This window comes from Bacillus sp. FSL R9-9530 (genome assembly GCF_038008145.1).
In the GTDB taxonomy this organism is placed as follows: domain Bacteria; phylum Bacillota; class Bacilli; order Bacillales; family Bacillaceae_G; genus Bacillus_A; species Bacillus_A mycoides.
Genome location: NZ_JBBOYO010000001.1, coordinates 1,790,858 through 1,807,719, shown reverse-complemented (window position 1 = coordinate 1,807,719; position 16,862 = coordinate 1,790,858). Strand labels below are relative to the sequence as shown.

The 16,862-nt window shown below is 34.8% G+C and carries 12 protein-coding genes, 2 pseudogenes and 1 other annotated feature; of the genes and pseudogenes, 12 read left to right on the top strand and 2 right to left on the bottom strand.

Going from position 1 to position 16,862, the window contains the following annotated elements:
* The first annotated feature begins 35 nt into the window (after positions 1–35).
* The 11 genes and pseudogenes from MKX66_RS08980 (at position 36) to MKX66_RS08930 (ending at position 14,328) form a co-directional block, all read left to right on the top strand.
* Entirely contained in the window at positions 36–308 is a 273-nt protein-coding gene (locus tag MKX66_RS08980; RefSeq protein WP_002158043.1) for a WXG100 family type VII secretion target, read from the top strand.
* Positions 309–390: 82 nt separating this feature from the next.
* Positions 391–3,066 (top strand): tetratricopeptide repeat protein, encoded by a 2,676-nt coding sequence (locus MKX66_RS08975; protein WP_341085947.1) that lies wholly within the window; start codon positions 391–393, stop codon positions 3,064–3,066.
* 23 nt (positions 3,067–3,089) lie between these two features.
* Positions 3,090–5,948, top strand: a complete 2,859-nt coding sequence (locus MKX66_RS08970; protein ID WP_341085946.1) for a hypothetical protein — start codon at positions 3,090–3,092, stop codon at positions 5,946–5,948.
* 70 nt (positions 5,949–6,018) lie between these two features.
* Positions 6,019–6,456: an SseB family protein gene (locus tag MKX66_RS08965; RefSeq protein WP_088039298.1), complete on the top strand. Its 438-nt coding sequence runs from the start codon at positions 6,019–6,021 to the stop codon at positions 6,454–6,456.
* 56 nt (positions 6,457–6,512) lie between these two features.
* Positions 6,513–8,024 (top strand): WXG100 family type VII secretion target, encoded by a 1,512-nt coding sequence (locus tag MKX66_RS08960; protein WP_341085943.1) that lies wholly within the window; start codon positions 6,513–6,515, stop codon positions 8,022–8,024.
* A gap of 14 nt (positions 8,025–8,038) precedes the next feature.
* Entirely contained in the window at positions 8,039–8,506 is a 468-nt protein-coding gene (locus MKX66_RS08955) for a DUF2004 domain-containing protein (protein WP_002141600.1), read from the top strand.
* A 534-nt stretch (positions 8,507–9,040) separates the two neighbouring features.
* Positions 9,041–9,826, top strand: a complete 786-nt coding sequence (locus MKX66_RS08950; RefSeq protein ID WP_341085942.1) for a recombinase family protein — start codon at positions 9,041–9,043, stop codon at positions 9,824–9,826.
* A 155-nt stretch (positions 9,827–9,981) separates the two neighbouring features.
* A pseudogene (locus MKX66_RS08945) lies at positions 9,982–11,218 on the top strand (IS110 family transposase).
* A 74-nt stretch (positions 11,219–11,292) separates the two neighbouring features.
* Positions 11,293–11,511 (top strand): annotated as a pseudogene (locus MKX66_RS08940) (DNA/RNA non-specific endonuclease); the annotation flags it as partial.
* Positions 11,512–11,671: 160 nt separating this feature from the next.
* Positions 11,672–11,920: a binding site (T-box leader), on the top strand.
* A 116-nt stretch (positions 11,921–12,036) separates the two neighbouring features.
* The gene (locus tag MKX66_RS08935) at positions 12,037–13,377 is read left to right on the top strand and encodes a sodium-dependent transporter (protein WP_341085941.1); all 1,341 of its coding nucleotides are present in this window, start codon (positions 12,037–12,039) and stop codon (positions 13,375–13,377) included.
* A 36-nt stretch (positions 13,378–13,413) separates the two neighbouring features.
* On the top strand, positions 13,414–14,328 hold the full coding sequence (locus MKX66_RS08930) for an alpha/beta fold hydrolase (RefSeq protein ID WP_326996527.1): 915 nt from the start codon (positions 13,414–13,416) through the stop codon (positions 14,326–14,328).
* Positions 14,329–14,367: 39 nt separating this feature from the next.
* Here the strand turns inward: MKX66_RS08930 and MKX66_RS08925 are convergent, their stop codons facing one another.
* The gene (locus MKX66_RS08925) at positions 14,368–14,943 is read right to left on the bottom strand and encodes a nucleotidyltransferase family protein (RefSeq protein WP_002012589.1); all 576 of its coding nucleotides are present in this window, start codon (positions 14,941–14,943) and stop codon (positions 14,368–14,370) included.
* Positions 14,944–14,967: 24 nt separating this feature from the next.
* Positions 14,968–15,765, bottom strand: a complete 798-nt coding sequence (locus MKX66_RS08920) for a lipid II flippase family protein (RefSeq protein WP_002141610.1) — start codon at positions 15,763–15,765, stop codon at positions 14,968–14,970.
* 191 nt (positions 15,766–15,956) lie between these two features.
* Here MKX66_RS08920 and MKX66_RS08915 point away from each other — a divergent pair, with 191 nt between their 5' ends.
* A complete protein-coding gene (locus MKX66_RS08915) occupies positions 15,957–16,622 on the top strand; it encodes an HAD family hydrolase (protein ID WP_215591207.1) in 666 nt (221 codons plus the stop codon).
* Positions 16,623–16,862: the final 240 nt, after the last annotated feature.

Below are 16,862 nucleotides of genomic sequence, written 5' to 3'. Positions count from 1 at the left end.
TTATAATATTAGTAGATTGAAAGGGGAAATACAGGATGACACAAATTAAAATTACACCTGAACAACTTGATCAAATTGCTGGACGCTTTACAAACGCAGCAGCTGAAGCTCAACAACAAATCAATAACCTTGGAAATGACATTGAAAGTTTAAATGGGCAATGGTCTGGGGCAACACAAGATAAGTTCAGAGCGAACTTTAGTGATGCTAGACAAGAAATGCTAAAATACATTCCGATTCTAGAACACATTTCTGCCGATTTGAAAAACATTGCTACTAACTTCCGTAACGCAGATAACTCATATTAATAGCAGAACAATTGCAAAAGGCCAGGAGCTATTGTTCCTGGCCTTTTCTTTAAAAATTGTCATATGAGAGTAAGGGGATAAAATGGGATTCAGACCAGAAGTGGGAGAAAAAATTGTTTTTAATAAAGATGCTTATCATTTTGCAAAGCATCCAGCAGTTATTGGGATTGATATGCCATATGGGCAAGAAGGTAGACAAGGAACGGTATATCAGCTACAACATGAAAATAGTATAGATCGAATCGCATTAAAAGTTTTTAAGGAACGCTATCGTGATGAAAAACATCAATTAGTATTTTTAAAACCACTTTCTTCTATAGCGGGTCTTAAAGTATGTTCACGTTACATTGTTACAAAAGAAGAACATACATCTGTAATTGAAAAGTCAGAAGATCTTGCGAATAGTATTGTGATGCCTTGGATTGAAGGGCCAACTTGGGCTGATATTTTACAAGAGCAACGAATGTTATCAAAACAGCAATGTTTTTTTATTGCAGAAGCATTTCTAACAACACTTAAAACAATGGAAGAAAATGAGATTGCTCATAATGACTTGTCATCTAGTAACATACTAATACCTTTTTTAAGTGAAAATCCTATTGAAGGTCAACACCGTATTGAGCTTGTTGATGTTGAGCAAATGTATGGGCCAAAAAGTAAAAGACCTTCGTTATTGCCAGCAGGTTCAGCGGGTTATGCGCCAATGTATTTAAAAAGCGGGGTATGGCAAAAAGAAGCCGATCGATTTGCTGGTGCTATTTTATTAGGAGAAATATTAAGCTGGTGTAGTGAAGAAGTTCGAAATACAAAATGGACGGATGCAAGTTACTTTAAAACGGAAGAAATGCAGACCGAATGTGAAAGATATACGTTACTTCAGCAAGTATTACATAATCAATGGAATGGGGAAATTGCTAGGCTATTTAAGCAGGCATGGAATAGTAACTCTTTCGCAGAATGTCCAAGCTTTGCACAGTGGTACGATGCATTTAATAGCGCAAGAGAAATAATAAAAATTGATGCGGAAAGGCAGTCAGCACAAGAACATTCTCTTTTTGTATCGAAATGTTTGGAAATTGCAAGATTGTTTGAAGAGAGAGGACTTAAACAAGCGGCATTATATGAATATAAAAAAATTTTCAATTCACTTAATCCATCAACAGCTCTAAAACAAGAACTCGCATATATCATTCAAACTATGGAGAGTCAAGAGCCTGAAATAAATCAAAAAAAGGTACTACAAATTTATTTGGAACTAGCTACTGAATTGGAACGAGAAAACAATGCAGAATTTGCTTGTTTCGTCTATTCACGAATCGTACAATTTCCAAACATTGATCATGCGTTAAAAAAGGAAATTGAAAGCATTATTGAAGAGATAAAAGAAGAACAAGGAACACAGCCGCAGCAAGAAATAGCAGCCACAATTACAGTTCCTAATAGCATTCTACAGAGTCGGAAACAACCAAAAAAACAAGTTGAATATGATATAGATGATGAAATTTTAAATGCAAAAGCATCGAATCAACCACTTACAGTAGCGCATGAACAAAGTGAACCGTCTGCTTTTTCTAAATGGTGGAAAAAGAATAAGAAACGGATTTTGATTATTGGCTCAATAGTAGTAGTTGTTATAGGTGGTTCAACGTTATTTTATTTCTATACAACAAACGCTAAATATCAAAAATATATGGAACAAGCACGACAAGCTTATCATGATAAAAAATATACAAAAGCAGAAGAGGCTGTTGGTCATGCAATTACAGTGAAAGGAAGAGACGAAGCGCATCTTCAATTAGCAACAATTTACGTTGCTGAAGGAAAGAATAAAATTGCAATCGATTATATTACCAAATTAATAAAGGATAGAGAAATTGATAAAGAAAATAATGAAGCTGCCTATTTATTAGCTTCAGCAAATTTCCGCATCGGAAAATATCAAGAAGCAGTGTTGAATTTTGAACAAGCATTAGCGAATAATGCAAAAGGAATTGAACCGTATAAAAAAGATGCTATGCGAGATTTAGCTGTAAGTCATATGAAGATGAAAGAATTTGAAAAAGCAGAAGATGTTATTGTCAAAATGAGTACGAAGACAAATGAGGATAAGGCAATTGTTTCGTATTTAAAAGGGCAACTATCAACAGCAACTGTGCAGTTAGACAAAGCGGAGTCTTTCTTTAAAGAAGCTATTATACAAGATTCAAAGAATGCCATATATACAATTGAACTTTCAAATTTATATGTGCTTTGGAATAAAACAAACCTAATTGATAGTGCGAAAAAAGAAATGAATTATCAACAGGCATCTCAAGTATTACAGGCTGCGATTCAAAAAGATATGAAAAATATAGAATTATTAAATCAACTTGGAATTGTGTATTATGAAGCTGGTCAATTTTACGAAACGCGAGATGGTGCAAAGAGTAATGCTGCGTATCAACAAGCATTGGACGCTTACAATAGAGTTGTCAACAGTGGGACTCGCGACATAAATACGCTTGTAAATATAGGGATTTTATACGATAAAGTGGGACAAGGAAATGAAGCAGAGAAATTTTTTACAGAAGCATACTCACAAAATGATGAAGATCCACATGTGAACTTTGCATTTGGAATGTTCAAAATTAAACAGAAAAAATATGAAGAAGCGAGCCGCTTCTTAAGAAAAACAGTACAAGCAAATGAAAATGAAGCTGAAGTAAGAGCAGCACAAGAAAAACTAGCAGAAATGAAAACAAACGGCTGGATTCAATAAAGATAGGAAAAGGGGAAAAAGGCATGGAGGAAAACAATAATAACCTAGGGAAAAAAGTTGCTATATCAGTAATGTCGGTAGCTTTATTTGGAACGTCAGGATATCTTGTGTATGACAAAGGCTTTAGCACAGCGGGAAGAGAAACTGTAAAACTAGCAAGTAATACAGAAGAGAAAAAAGATGATCGTATTACAGGAAGCAACTTACAGTCTATGTTCCCAAATTTAGTTGCTGATCCTGCAAAAAAAGATGAAAAACCTGGCGAAAAACCAACTGTTAATTTAGCAGACCTAATCGGAAATAATAAATCACCAATTACACCAATGACGTATAAGCCAGATGATGTGTTGGTGGAAAAGAAAGATCCACAGATTAAATTGTCAGATGCACCAATGCCACAAAAGCCAGAGTTGCCAACGAATATGGGGGGGCCTGTGGTGGAGCCGAGTAAAAATTTACCGGATAGTTTGGTGGATACGGGGAAAACACCGGGCGATGGAAAGACGCCAGGTGGCGATAAAGAACCAGAGAAGCCAAAACCAGGTGATGATAAAGAACCAGAGAAGCCAAAACCAGGTGATGATAAAGACCCAGAGAAGCCAAAACCAGGTGATGATAAAGAACCAGAGAAGCCAAAACCAGGTGATGATAAAGAACCAGAGAAGCCAAAACCGGGTGATGATAAAGAACCAGAGAAGCCAAAGCCAGGTGATGATAAAGAACCAGAGAAACCAAAACCAGGTGATGATAAAGAGCCAGGGAAACCAAAACCAGGTGATGATAAAGAACCAGAGAAACCAAAACCACCAGTTCCACACGATCAAATTACTGTATCCCCAATAACTGGAGATATTTTGGTGGAGTGGTATGCTGGGAATGGAGAAAGGTACTCGTCGGTATTTTTCAATGATTATTATGATAAAGGACAAAATTTTGATACGTTGAATAATAGGGCTGAATATTCCAAGGAAAATAAAGAGTTAACACTTATATCTCAATTGAATGCATCTTCAAATGCACAGACAGTTGCTGATCATAGATTAACATTGGACAATTTGGGAGAAATTTTAGCTAATAAGGAGAATTATTCGAATCATAGTGAATTATTTTATTTACGTAACCAAATGAATACACTTAAGAAAAAGGATAAAACACAACAAGAGTTACAAGCATATTTAAATGAAAATAAGAAAGAGTATATTCAATCTGTTGCAAAGTTAGTATACGAAAAGGCTGTACAAGAGGAGAATATTTGGTTAAATAACCCAAATGATATAGCTTCTTTAGAACAATCTTTAAGTAAATATTACTTAGTTACTTCGGTGATTGAAAGCGTGGATCCTAAATTAGTAGAGGCTGCAAATCAACGTGTAGAAAAGATTTTCTACAAACTATTACAAGAAGAATTAAAAAATATTAACATCGAAACACCAGTAGTGACATCTAAAAATGATACAAAAGAAAACGTAAGTCCAGAGAAAGCAACTGCAACTAGCAGTAATAGAGGACAAGCGGTTAAAGAAGATAATACGAATAAAACTGAGGCGTCAGAAATAGTTAGTGAGAAAGAGCAAAAAGATCAATTAACTGAAGCTAATAAAAACAACAAAGAAAATACGAAAGAAGTAAATCATAAAGACACAAATAGCACAGATACAGATGGTCAAATGAAGCCAGAAAAACCTGAAAAACCAAATCTGATCAATCAAGCGATTGAGCAAATTGAAACATATTTAAACCCTGAAAGTCTAAATTATGAAAATGCTTTGCTATTAGCAAAGCAATGGATTGATGTCGCAAAAGATCAACAAAAAGAAAAACTAAATCAGCAATTTAGTATAGCGGTAGATGGACTTCGAGGTCAGATGAGAGATCCTAATCTTTCAGTGGAAGATGCTTTAAAGAAAGCAAATCTATTAGCAAGTACGGCAAGGGTAGAAAAACCTGTTCAAGATGAAGCAAGTAAAATGTTAATGCCACTTATGTTTGAAAGAAAAGCAAATGAGGCTGCAAATAAAGGAGAATATTATACAGCTGTATTGAATATTGCCAATGCAATTCGTACAAAACATCCATTAGAGCGTTCAAGAGAAGAAATGGTGAATTATGCAAATAAACTATGGGAAAAAACAGAAGTTGAATGGGAGCAAATCAATGGAACACCAAATTGGCAAGAAAAGGCTGAGAAAACTGTACTTCCATCATATACGTTATTGGCACAGTTGAAAGATATTGATAAAACAATTGAGCAAATCGCTGGTATGAGTGTTATTGATAATGCGTCGAAAAAGATGGAGGGAATCCAACTACTACAAGTAGCAAATGCAAAAGCGAACCAGAACGGAAAACTTTACGAAGCTTTACACTATTATGGACAAGCTTCTTATCGTGGAGCTAATGATAAAAAAGGATTCACTAAAGTCGCAAGTGCTGTATTGCAAGAAGGGAAAAAAGCAGAAGAAAGCAATTATGTATCAGCATTAGAAATTTATCAAATTCTTTATAAGACGCCAGGTATTGAACTGACTGGAATGAAAGATAAAGCCAAAGCTGCCATTGAATATTTAAGTGCATTTGATGCTGCAAATAAAAGGGCTAATCATGTAAGAACTATTGAAGATTTAGCATCAGTAATTGAATTAACACATCAATCAATGATGCTAGGGTATCAGCAGGAGCCTGTAAATAAATTTATGAAGTCTGTTTCTGAAGAAATGTTAGAGACAGGTGAAGAGTATTTAAAGAAAAATGATAGTAATAATGCATATAAATGTTTCGAGTTTTTAACTCGACCAATATATTCAGCTACAATTGATGGAGAATTGCGCCAAAAAGCAATGAAACAATTAGACGAAATTAAAGCTATAAACGTTCAAAAATAATTAGATTTAAATTTCGCCATCTTACTTTGCGTAAGATGGCGAAATTATTTCACATAAGGAGTGAAGTTCAATGAGTTTACTAGAAATTAGTCCATTAGATGAGGCGTTAGTGGAAGCTTTACAGAATGAAGAAAAAAGAGTTCGTTTTTATGAGATATTACAGAAAACAAATTTATACGTTGTAGCTTCTGTCGAGGGAGATACAAATGTAGATGAAGAAGGGAATTTGATTTCAACTGATAATACACAATTGCAAATTCATTATTTTGAAATGGAAGAAGGATTAATGTTACCACTGTATTCTGATTTGAAACATTTAGAAATGGTTATTCCAGAAGAATGTCCGTATGTCTCTATGAATGCGGTTGAATTATTAAAGACGATAGATTTAGAGGCAAATGTCATATTGAACCCAGGAACAAAATTTCAAAAATTATTTGTAAAGGAAGAAATTGAAGCGATTTGTGATAACAGTATTTTTGATGTTTTCTCTAAAGAGAATAAGTGAAAATTGATGCAGTTCTATTTCTTTTTGGTATAAAATAGAGGAAGGTGGGAGAAGGTTTGGAGATTAAAGTCAAACCTGAACAACTCGAACAAATTGCCAAAAACATATCAGAGATGCAAACACACAGCCAGAATATACAACAAAATCTCAATCAATCCATGTTTAGTATTCAAATGCAATGGCAAGGAGCGACGAGTCAGCATTTTTATGGGGAATATATGAGATCAATGAGACTCATGGAATCTTACATACGTAACTTACAAGTTACAGAAAAAGAATTACGGCGTATTGCTCAAAAGTTTCGTCAAGCAGATGAAGAATATCAAAAGAAACAAAATGAAAAATTGAAAGAAACCCATAAAAAAGAAAAGAAACATGAAAAATCATGGTGGGAAAAGGGAATAGAAGGAGCAGCTGAATTCATCGGAGTGAATGATGCAATTCGTGCAGTTACTGGTAAAGACCCTATTACAGGAAAAGAATTATCAACAAAAGAAAGACTCATCGCTGCAGGATGGACACTCCTAAACTTTGTTCCTGTTGGAAAAGTTGCGAGTCTTGCTGGAAAAGGAATAAAGTATGTCGCCTCTAGCTTCGGGAAGACAATTGTAAAAGCAGGAAAAGGACTAGGCGAAGGCATAACGATGGTGGCTGGAAAAGCTGGAAAAGCAGCGGTCGATGGAATAAAAACAGCCACCCACAAAGTAAAAGAGGGTGTAAACTTTGTAGCCTCCACAGCAAAAGGCTTTGCCGACAAAATCGGAAGCTTATGGAACAAAGGTGCCACAACCGTAAAAACAACTTTCTTGCAGGGGAATGAAAAGATTCAGTACGCAGTAAAAACATTACTGGAGTACAAATGGATCCCAGGTTTAGGAAAAGCCTACGTCATGCCTGGAGTAGGAATGGTCCGAGAGATGGGACAGCATTCTCTGAAAGATGCTTATCAGTATATGAAAAGTGTTGGAGAGAAGGGTGTTAAGGGTACGGGTAATAGAGAGGCTGAAGTTCCACCTGCTTTTAGACAAACTGATTTTGCTAGTTCTTATGAAGCAAGGTATAATCAGACACCTTCACCAATTAATTCGAAGGTTGAATTTGAAGGAATCAGAGGAGAATCTTTAAGTACGCTTAAACCACCACCAGACCCTAAATTGAAACGTATATTAGATGAAGCTGGCATTAAAGGTATTCAATATAAAAACGGAGTTCCTGATTTTTCACCAGTATCAAAGGCTCAAATTGAAATTGACTATATGCTTGGAGGAAAAGGAAATTATGGTACAAAGGCTAGGACATACAATTTTGCTCAAGCAGACCAAAAGTTAGCAGATAAGCTAAATGACTCAGTTGAACTAGCTCGCCAATTTGGAATGGAACCTGGTGGGGTTACCGCGAAAGACATAGACAAATATCGAACAAAAAATCAATTAACATGGCATGAAGTAAATGATGTGAAAATAATGCAACTTGTACCGACAGAGATAAATAAAAGATTTGGGCATCTTGGTGGAGTAGGTGAGATAAACGCAGGGGCGTTTGAGCCAGGAGGATTTGCTAAAAAATAAAAAGGAGAAGTAAGATGAAAATAAATGATGCGGTTTTTGGTGAGCTTGAATATGATTTTGTGTGGTCTAAGGATACTAGCATTAACTTTTTGGGAAATGAAGTCGAGATAGCACTAATAGTAAAAGGTGATGAGGATGGTAAGTTTGATGAAGAACAATATGTAGCATATACTTCACTCATGCAAAATTGGGAACAATTACAACAAAGCTTTTTGCAATCAATATTAGACTATTACAAACAAGAGCGTCAGGAACTAGGTTATGATATTGAAGTAAATGAAAACTATCCATTAGTTGAAACAACTAATGAAATATTAGAAATGATAAGTTTAGATGGGATTGTTGTTCCCTATGCAGGTATTTTTGACGGTCGGGATATTGGAATTACATTTAATTGTACATGGGATACAGAAAATGGGCTAGGGATTCGTTTGCTAAATGAAAAAGTAACTGAAGTAGGTTATCAAGACGTTGCAATTTAAAATAGGCTGTTAAAAAGTACATACTTCATGATGGTTGTACCATCATAGAGTGTTATGTGCAATGATAGAATAGAAAACGAGGTACGAGCTTAGGCGAGATGACATTTTACTGGGCGATGATGATAAACACATGGAATGTATATTAAACTAACGAACTCGTACAAACTCGTAAGTTTTAACGTAGTAGTTGTCACGACATATAAAAGGTGTCATACTGTTACAATAAAACTTACAAAATTAATGCTACTTAAAGCACTTGATTGTCGACTAAAGGCAACGAGTGCTTTTTTGTGTTTTAACGTGAAAGTTTAAAAGAGGATTATAATTTTATAAGTGTATTAATTGTTAAATTTTATAGATTGTAATGGCTATGTACAGTATACGACGATAGTAGAAGAAAAAATAAAGGGTTGTGTTATGTTTTGAAGTCATCGTAAAGTACGTTTTAACGGATGCATGTTACAAACAAGTTATCCGCAAAAAACGGGTAAACGTTACAGGGACTTTAATTGCTGTAACGGGAAGGGGCTCAATATGGGAGAGAAAGTAGTTGGTTATGTACGAGTTTCAACGGAAGGACAAGTGCGTGAAGGGTATAGCCTAACGTATCAAGTAGAAGAAATTGAACGGTACTGCATCGAAAATAAACTACAACTGCTTCACATATACGAAGATAAAGGAATCAGCGGAGCGAAAGTAGATGAAGATGGATTAACAGTTGAACGTGAGGGATTAGAAGAGCTATTGTCGGATATGGCGTATCAACAAGTGAGTCAAGTTGTTGTACTAAATACATCTCGTTTATGGCGCTCAGACATGGCAAAAGTGTTAATACAACGAGAGTTAAAGAAATATGAGGTAGATGTGAAAGCAATTGAACAACCAAATTATAGTATATACACGCATGACCCAAATGACTTTTTAGTAAATGGTATGTTAGAGCTATTAGATCAATATCAACGTCTTGAGATTGCATTAAAGCTAAGTCGAGGTAGAAAGAAGAAAGCAGAACAAGGTGGATATGCGGGGGGCGGTGTGATGTTTGGTTATAGAGTAAAGAACGGACAAAAAGTGTTAGAAGTAGATACGGAGAAAGCAGTGGTTGTACGTAGACTATTTGAGTTAAGACACTTTTTTAAACATTGGTCGCTGACTCAATTGGCAGAACGACTAAATAGGGAAGGGTATTGTACTGAGAAAGGAAAGTTGTTTACGAAAGTGCAAGTGAAACGTATGTTAGACCGAGAGAACTTTTATCGAGGGGTATATACATACGGGCAAATACAAACAATTGGGAAACATCCAGCAATTATTTTATAAATTCACTTAAAAAATTAGCTCATTTTACTATATGTACTTATGAAATTATGAAAATGGATAGGCTTGCGTACCTATGCGCATCGGAAGATGAACGCTCGAACTAAGGTTGCCGACATTTTTATATATGACTAAATAATTGAATAGAGGGATGAGTTATGCATCATAGGCAGAACTATTTGTATGTAGGAGTAGATTTACATAAAGAGCAGCATACGGCTGTTATTATTAATTGTTGGCAAGAAAAATTAGGAGAAATACAATTTGATAATAAACCATCTGCATTTTCGAAGTTTTTATTAGAAGTAGAGACATATGTGAGTGATGGTTTATCAGTTGTATTTGGTTTAGAGGATGTTGGTGGTTACGGAAGAGCGTTAGCGAAATATTTAGTAGATCATGAACAAGTAGTGAAAGAAGTAAATCCAGCTTTATCATTTTTAGAGCGAAAAAGCCATGTGACGACACAAAAAAGTGATAGTTGGGATGCGGAATGTGTAGCACGCATATTGGTAAACAAATTTAATCAATTGCCAGATGCAAAGCCAAACGATTTATTTTGGTCGATACAACAATTGGTTTCAAGAAGGAATGCATTAGTAAAAGCACAAAGTGCATTAAAGAACCAATTACATATTCAATTAAACCACCATTATCCAAGTTATAAAAAGTTTTTCTCAGAGTTAGATGGAAAAACAGCATTAGCGTTTTGGCAGCAATATCCGTCACCCTCTTGTTTAGAGGGGGCAAATATAAAGCAATTAACAGCTTTTTTTATTAGATGTTAGCAACAATACATGTTCAGTAAAGAAAGCAAGCGAAATATTAAAACTTGTAAAAGAAGATGGACATACAATGAAGGAATATCAAGAAACACGAGACTTTTTAGTAAGAAGTATTGTACGGGATATTGAGTTTAAAAAGACAGAAATTAAATACATCGAAAGAGAATTAAAACAGCTAGTAAAACTACTAGCTTATCAATTAGAAACGATGCCGGGAATAGAACTTGTGACGGCATCAGCATTAATTGCAGAAATTGGGGATGTAAGGCGATTTCCAAATGCCAACAAATTAGCACGATTTGCGGGGATTGTGCCTGTTTACTTTGGTTCTGGTGGGAAAGGTAAGACACACAAAAGCAAACAAGGAAACAGGGCGCTACACGCTTTATTTTATAATTTAGCAGTACAGCAAGTGCAAGTAGCAAAAGGCAGTAAGAAGCCACGGAATCCAGTGTTTCATGCGTACTACCAAAAGAAATTAAAAGAAGGAAAAACAAAAGGACAAGCATTGGTATGTATTATGAGAAGGCTTGTAAACATTGTATATGGCATGATGAAATATAAAATAGCTTATGAGTTGCCGGTAGTGGAAGAAAAAGAAGTAGTTTAATAAGGTTTACATGGTTTGTTTTTTTGTTGTGAGGGTTTAAGATTACAACATAGGGTACGGGTAATCCTCCTAAGATAACGGAAATACAAGAGGGGGACCTTGGGAAGCACATTATTAAAGGGAAAAATGGAAGAAAAGAACTGGCACCAAACGTGCGTTATATTACCGAGGATGGTTATAAATATACAACAGATGAGCTTGGTAGAATAGTAGATGTTGAGGCAGGAGAATTAATACTTCAAAAAGGAAAACGAAACAAAGGAATGCAAGTGGCAGCAGGCCGTGAAGATAGAAGTGACATAACATATTTTTCTCCTTATATTTTATTTGTAAATATTTTCTATGTGATTTTATAAAAATCCTTTTCGACAAAAAAATAATATATCCCTTGACAGTTATAAATATAACCGATATACTTCATATTAATTTCAAAAGAAAATATATTCTAAATATTAAAATGTGTTGAATAGGAGTAGTAAGGTCATGTATTTGTGCAGAGAGCTATGGGTTGGTGCGACATAGTCAAATGACATCCTGAACTCGCCTAGGAGCAGTAAGGTGGAACGGAATCACATTCTTAGTAAATCTTAACGGTTAACCTTCGATATTAGGTTTGTAATCAAACGATTACTACTAAGGTGGATTCATAATGGAATCAATAAGGGTGGTACCGCGTTAAGTAAATGGCTTAGCGTCTCTTTATATAGAGACGTTGGGCCATTTTTTTATTTTATAGAAAAAGAAATGGAGGTTTTATTCAGATTGATCAATAACATTTATTTATTAATATAAAATGATTTTATCGGGAGGAAAATAGGATGAAACAGACGGAGCAATGGACTTCGAAATTAGGTTTTATTATGGCAGCAGCAGGATCAGCAATTGGACTTGGCGCAATATGGAAGTTCCCTTATATTGCTGGAAAGAGCGGGGGAGGAGCATTCTTTTTAATCTTTATATTATTTACTGTATTAATTGGATTACCGCTACTTATAGCTGAATTTATGATTGGACGTAGTACACAAAAACAAGCAGTTGGGGCATTTAAAAGTATCGCACCAAATACAGGATGGCACTGGATTGGACGCCTTGGTGTTGGAACTTGCTTTATATTACTTTCGTTTTATAGCGTTGTAGGTGGATGGGTTTTAATATATTTTTTCAGGGGAGTAACAGGACAACTTATTACTCCGGGACAAAATTACGGTTCGTTATTTACTGAAACAATTGGAAATCCGCTTTGGGCTATTACTGGACATTTCGCTTTTATGTTCATTACGATATGGGTTGTATCAAAAGGTGTACAAAATGGAATTGAAAAAGCAAGTAAATATATGTTACCAGCATTGTTCGTTTTATTTGTCGCTCTTATTATTCGTTCATTAACACTGGATAATGCGATGCAAGGCGTGAAGTTTTTCTTACAACCAGATTTCTCGAAGATTACTTCAGAAAGTATTTTATTCGCAATGGGCCAATCATTCTTTGCGATTAGTATAGGGATTTCGATTATGGTTACGTATAGCTCGTATTTAAATAAAAAAGAAAGTTTACCAAAATCAGCAATAACAATTGTTGGATTGAATTTATTCGTCTCTTTATTTGCAGGTCTTGCCATTTTTCCAGCAGTATTTTCGTTAGGCATGGAGCCGACAGAAGGGCCAGGCTTACTATTTATCGTATTACCATCTGTATTTAGTCAAATTCCATTAGGAGGATTGTTCTTAACGGTATTTCTTGCGCTATTTACATTTGCGACATTAACATCGGCATTTTCTCTACTAGAGACGGTAGTTTCAGCATTAGCAAATGGTGAACAAGAAAGAAGAGCTAAACTATCATGGATCATCGGGTTCTGTATTTTCCTAGCAGGTATACCATCTGCCTTATCATTTGGAGTATGGAGTGATATTACGATTTTTGGGAAGAATATTTTTGATGCAGTAGACTTCTTATCTAGTAATATATTAATGCCGCTGGGAGCATTATTTATTAGTATTTTCGTATCATTCAAGATGGAAAAGAAAGTGTTAGAAGCTGAATTTTTTGTAGGTGGAAATTACGGAAAGATAGTATTTACTATCTGGGCATTTTTACTTCGATTTGTAGCACCACTTGCAATAATTATTGTCTTTTTAAATGTAATAGGGATTATTTAATATTAAATGTTATAATATTCGGTAAAAAAGAAGGTGATGATCATAAAAACGAATTTGATTGAAGTTGGGAAATATATGAACATTAGAGGGAAAAAGCTATACGTTGAAACACATGGAAGTCCTAAAAATAAACCAGTATTATTTTTACACGGTGGTCCAGGTGAAAGCTGTTATGATTTTTCATTTCATCAAGCGGAACGATTAAAAGATTCCTTATATGTAATTATGATAGATCAAAGAGGGGTTTGTCGGTCAGAAGTAATTACCGAAGAAGAAACTTTTGGACTATGTGATTTAATTGAAGACTGTGAAGAACTAAGAAAAGTATTACAAATTGAGAAATGGTCTGTAATTGGACATTCTTTCGGTGGATATTTAGCGTTGTTATATGCGTCGATGTATCCAAATTCAATAGAGAAAATAATATTTGAAGGTCCGACTTTCGATTTTGCATTAACAAGTAGGGCCTTACTACAAAAGACAGGAACTTTATTAAAAAAGTATGGAAAAGAATTAGTGGCAGAAGACTGCTTTGCTTATTCATCTAATAATGCTAGTTCAGAAGAGTTGTTAGAAGCTTATATAAGATTAAGTGCTGAATTAGAAGAAAAAAGAATGGAGATTTACAATTATAAAAAAGATGAGACAGACGATAGTTTATATAGTGATGAAGAGTGGGAAGTATTTTCAAATCGCTCCAAAATCCATTTTGATAGATTAAAATTAGAGGGAGCATGTCATACGTCATTATTATCTAAAATAAAAGATATACAAAATCCAATGTTATTAATTGTAGGAAAACATGATGTAGTAACGTGTGAAAAACAAATTGAAACATTTAATAAAGATGCTCAAAATGGGAAGCATATCATATTCGAAGAGAGTGGCCATACACCACATTATGAGGAAGCTGATCGATTTGCTGAAACAGTCATTCATTTTTTGAACTAAAAAAGAAAGAGCGCTTCGTATAATGCGAAGCGCTCTATTTTAAATTTCTGGATAAGTGATTGTAATATTAGGCCATTTACTTTGCCATTTCTTTTGATTAACTCTTTTGTTGTACATATGTATTCGTTCTTTCGTTTCCAGAAAATGAGGTGTAGGTTTCACTTGTAATGAAAGTACATCTTCAATTCCACATGGAGCTGTTAATATGACATTGTTTTGCTCGTCAAGCGTAACTCCTAAAGCGGTTGCTGTTTCAGGAAATTTAGAAATAGCATCAACAGAAGAAGAGTATGGTGGCATTCCATTCACTACATGCATGCGAGTTTGATTTTTTACTGACCAAGGGATAGAGGCATCCATATTCGCCAGCTTCTGTTTTAATGATTGTTCGTACGCCTCATCTTTATGTAATGGATCATAATAAATGACATCGACATCTGGCGTAGCCGTTCTTACTTCGTAGTTATGTAAAGTATCCCAAATTTTAGAACGGACAAACCCAGCGCAAATCCACCAATCAGGTAGCTCTAGTGATTTTGCCAATTGTAATACATTCATCATCCATTCGTCGTTTTCTATTAAGTGAATTAAATCTTGCTCTGTTTTTATATTCATTGATAAATACACCTTCCTAGTAGATTAATGCATCAGCTCAATAATCCATAAAATCCAGTGAGCACCTGGTACAAATAAAAGTTGTGCTAATAAGGTGCCGAGAAGTCTAGAAATCATTAGCCAACCATACATTTTACTCATAGATTCAGCGCCATTTTCTGATTGTAAAGCACGTTCTGTCAAAAGTGCTATACGTGGATCGAGTAACACTGTTAATAAAATTGTAGCAAAACCATTCACAAGGCCAGAAGCTGTACTTGCATTTGTTGCGTAATCTGGATTTAGAAAAGAAGCATAAAGGGCAGAAAGAACACCTGCTGTATAAATTGCAGTAGCAAACATGTTAATAAGCATAATACGCTTTGGGATACCACCGATACGCAATCTATGAATCATTTCAAATCTTGGAAAGCGCACATATTTTTTTGTGTACTTTAATTTTTGAATGTTATTTGTTTTCATCATTCGAATGAAAGAACCATCTGTTTCAAAGTTTTGAATGACATATCCAAATAGTTTTGTCAAAGTTGGATAAAGAATAATCGCAAGTAATGTACCGATGGAAGCAGATAATAGTACAAGTCGTATAGTATGTTCTAAATTAATAGAAGCATCTCGTTTTGCGTCATCGACAATCCCGCCAATTAAAAAGGCTTGTAGTAAATTTGACGTTCTTGAAATAAGTAATACCATTCCTACGACAGATAAGGCAACGACAATCTTTTTTAAACGAACACCAGCTAATCGAATACTATAAGAACTAGTTTCGACTGCGTGGATAACAATTGTGAAAGCCATTATAAAAATTAATGTAATTGACATTTGTTTCACCAGTTTCTATTAAAATAATTGTAACTTTTTTACTTTATCATATCTTTTGTGATTTTGTAACTGAAAGTATAAGGGTTAGAAAAAGTAATTTTCTGAAAAGTTAGATGGTGATAGTATAGTAAAGGGATAAGTAGGAGCATGGCCTTAATAGGGTACATATAAAATCAGTGGGGGAATTAAATATGTATACAACATTTCTATTTGATTTAGATGGAACATTAACTGATCCGAAAGAAGGGATAATCAATGCTGTTCTATACGTGTTAGAAAAAATGGGGATTGAAGAAGTGAATATAAGTGAGTTAGATTCATTTATCGGTCCACCAATTCAACAATCTTTTGCAGATAGATATAATATGAATGAAATAGAAGTAGAACGAGCGGTGTTTTACTTTCGGGAATATTTAAAGCAAAGTGGTTTATTAGAGAATAAAGTATACGATGGAATTACAGCCCTATTGCAAGAATTAAAGGATGCTGGCAATCGTTTGTTTGTAGCAACTTCAAAGCCTACTGTATTTGCGAAACAAGTAATAGAGCACTTTCAGTTAACATCTTTTTTTGAAGAGATTGTTGGGAGTAATTTAGATGGGACAAGAATAAAAAAGGAAGAAATAATTGCTCATATTTTACAAACAAATGAAGAACTCAAAAAAGAAGAAATGGTGATGATTGGTGATAGAAAGCATGACGTAATCGGTGCGAACAGTAACGGAATTTCTTCAATAGGTGTATTGTATGGATATGGTAGTGAGATTGAATTGAGTGATGCTGGGGCGATTCATATAGTGAAAGATGTCGAAGAGCTACAAAGCTTTTGTATAGAGAATAGTACGATAAAACTATAGAAATAGAACCTAGAAATCCCTTTATAACATATGACGATGAAATCGTTTTTGTTTAAAGGGATTTTACATATGTAATCGAATACTATAATTAGACAATTTTAGCATGAAAAATTTGTAATAAAGTGAAACTTTAATCAGTGGAAGTTTTGTCCATCCGGCACTGATTATCAGCCCTCACCAATCGGGCTGTTACGAGCAGTTGATATCCCGCCTAGCTTCTGCACATTTGCTGAATTTTAA

What these genes read in the sequence shown, in the direction of transcription:
- MKX66_RS08980 (WP_002158043.1), top strand. Translation starts at nt 36, where the DNA reads ATGACACAAATTAAAATTACACCTGAACAACTTGATCAAATTGCTGGA.
- MKX66_RS08955 (WP_002141600.1), top strand. Translation starts at nt 8,039, where the DNA reads ATGAAAATAAATGATGCGGTTTTTGGTGAGCTTGAATATGATTTTGTG.
- MKX66_RS08920 (WP_002141610.1), bottom strand. Translation starts at nt 15,765, where the DNA reads ATGTCAATTACATTAATTTTTATAATGGCTTTCACAATTGTTATCCAC.
- MKX66_RS08930 (WP_326996527.1), top strand. Translation starts at nt 13,414, where the DNA reads ATGATCATAAAAACGAATTTGATTGAAGTTGGGAAATATATGAACATT.
- MKX66_RS08950 (WP_341085942.1), top strand. Translation starts at nt 9,041, where the DNA reads ATGGGAGAGAAAGTAGTTGGTTATGTACGAGTTTCAACGGAAGGACAA.
- MKX66_RS08965 (WP_088039298.1), top strand. Translation starts at nt 6,019, where the DNA reads ATGAGTTTACTAGAAATTAGTCCATTAGATGAGGCGTTAGTGGAAGCT.
- MKX66_RS08975 (WP_341085947.1), top strand. Translation starts at nt 391, where the DNA reads ATGGGATTCAGACCAGAAGTGGGAGAAAAAATTGTTTTTAATAAAGAT.
- MKX66_RS08935 (WP_341085941.1), top strand. Translation starts at nt 12,037, where the DNA reads ATGAAACAGACGGAGCAATGGACTTCGAAATTAGGTTTTATTATGGCA.
- MKX66_RS08915 (WP_215591207.1), top strand. Translation starts at nt 15,957, where the DNA reads ATGTATACAACATTTCTATTTGATTTAGATGGAACATTAACTGATCCG.
- MKX66_RS08970 (WP_341085946.1), top strand. Translation starts at nt 3,090, where the DNA reads ATGGAGGAAAACAATAATAACCTAGGGAAAAAAGTTGCTATATCAGTA.
- MKX66_RS08925 (WP_002012589.1), bottom strand. Translation starts at nt 14,943, where the DNA reads ATGAATATAAAAACAGAGCAAGATTTAATTCACTTAATAGAAAACGAC.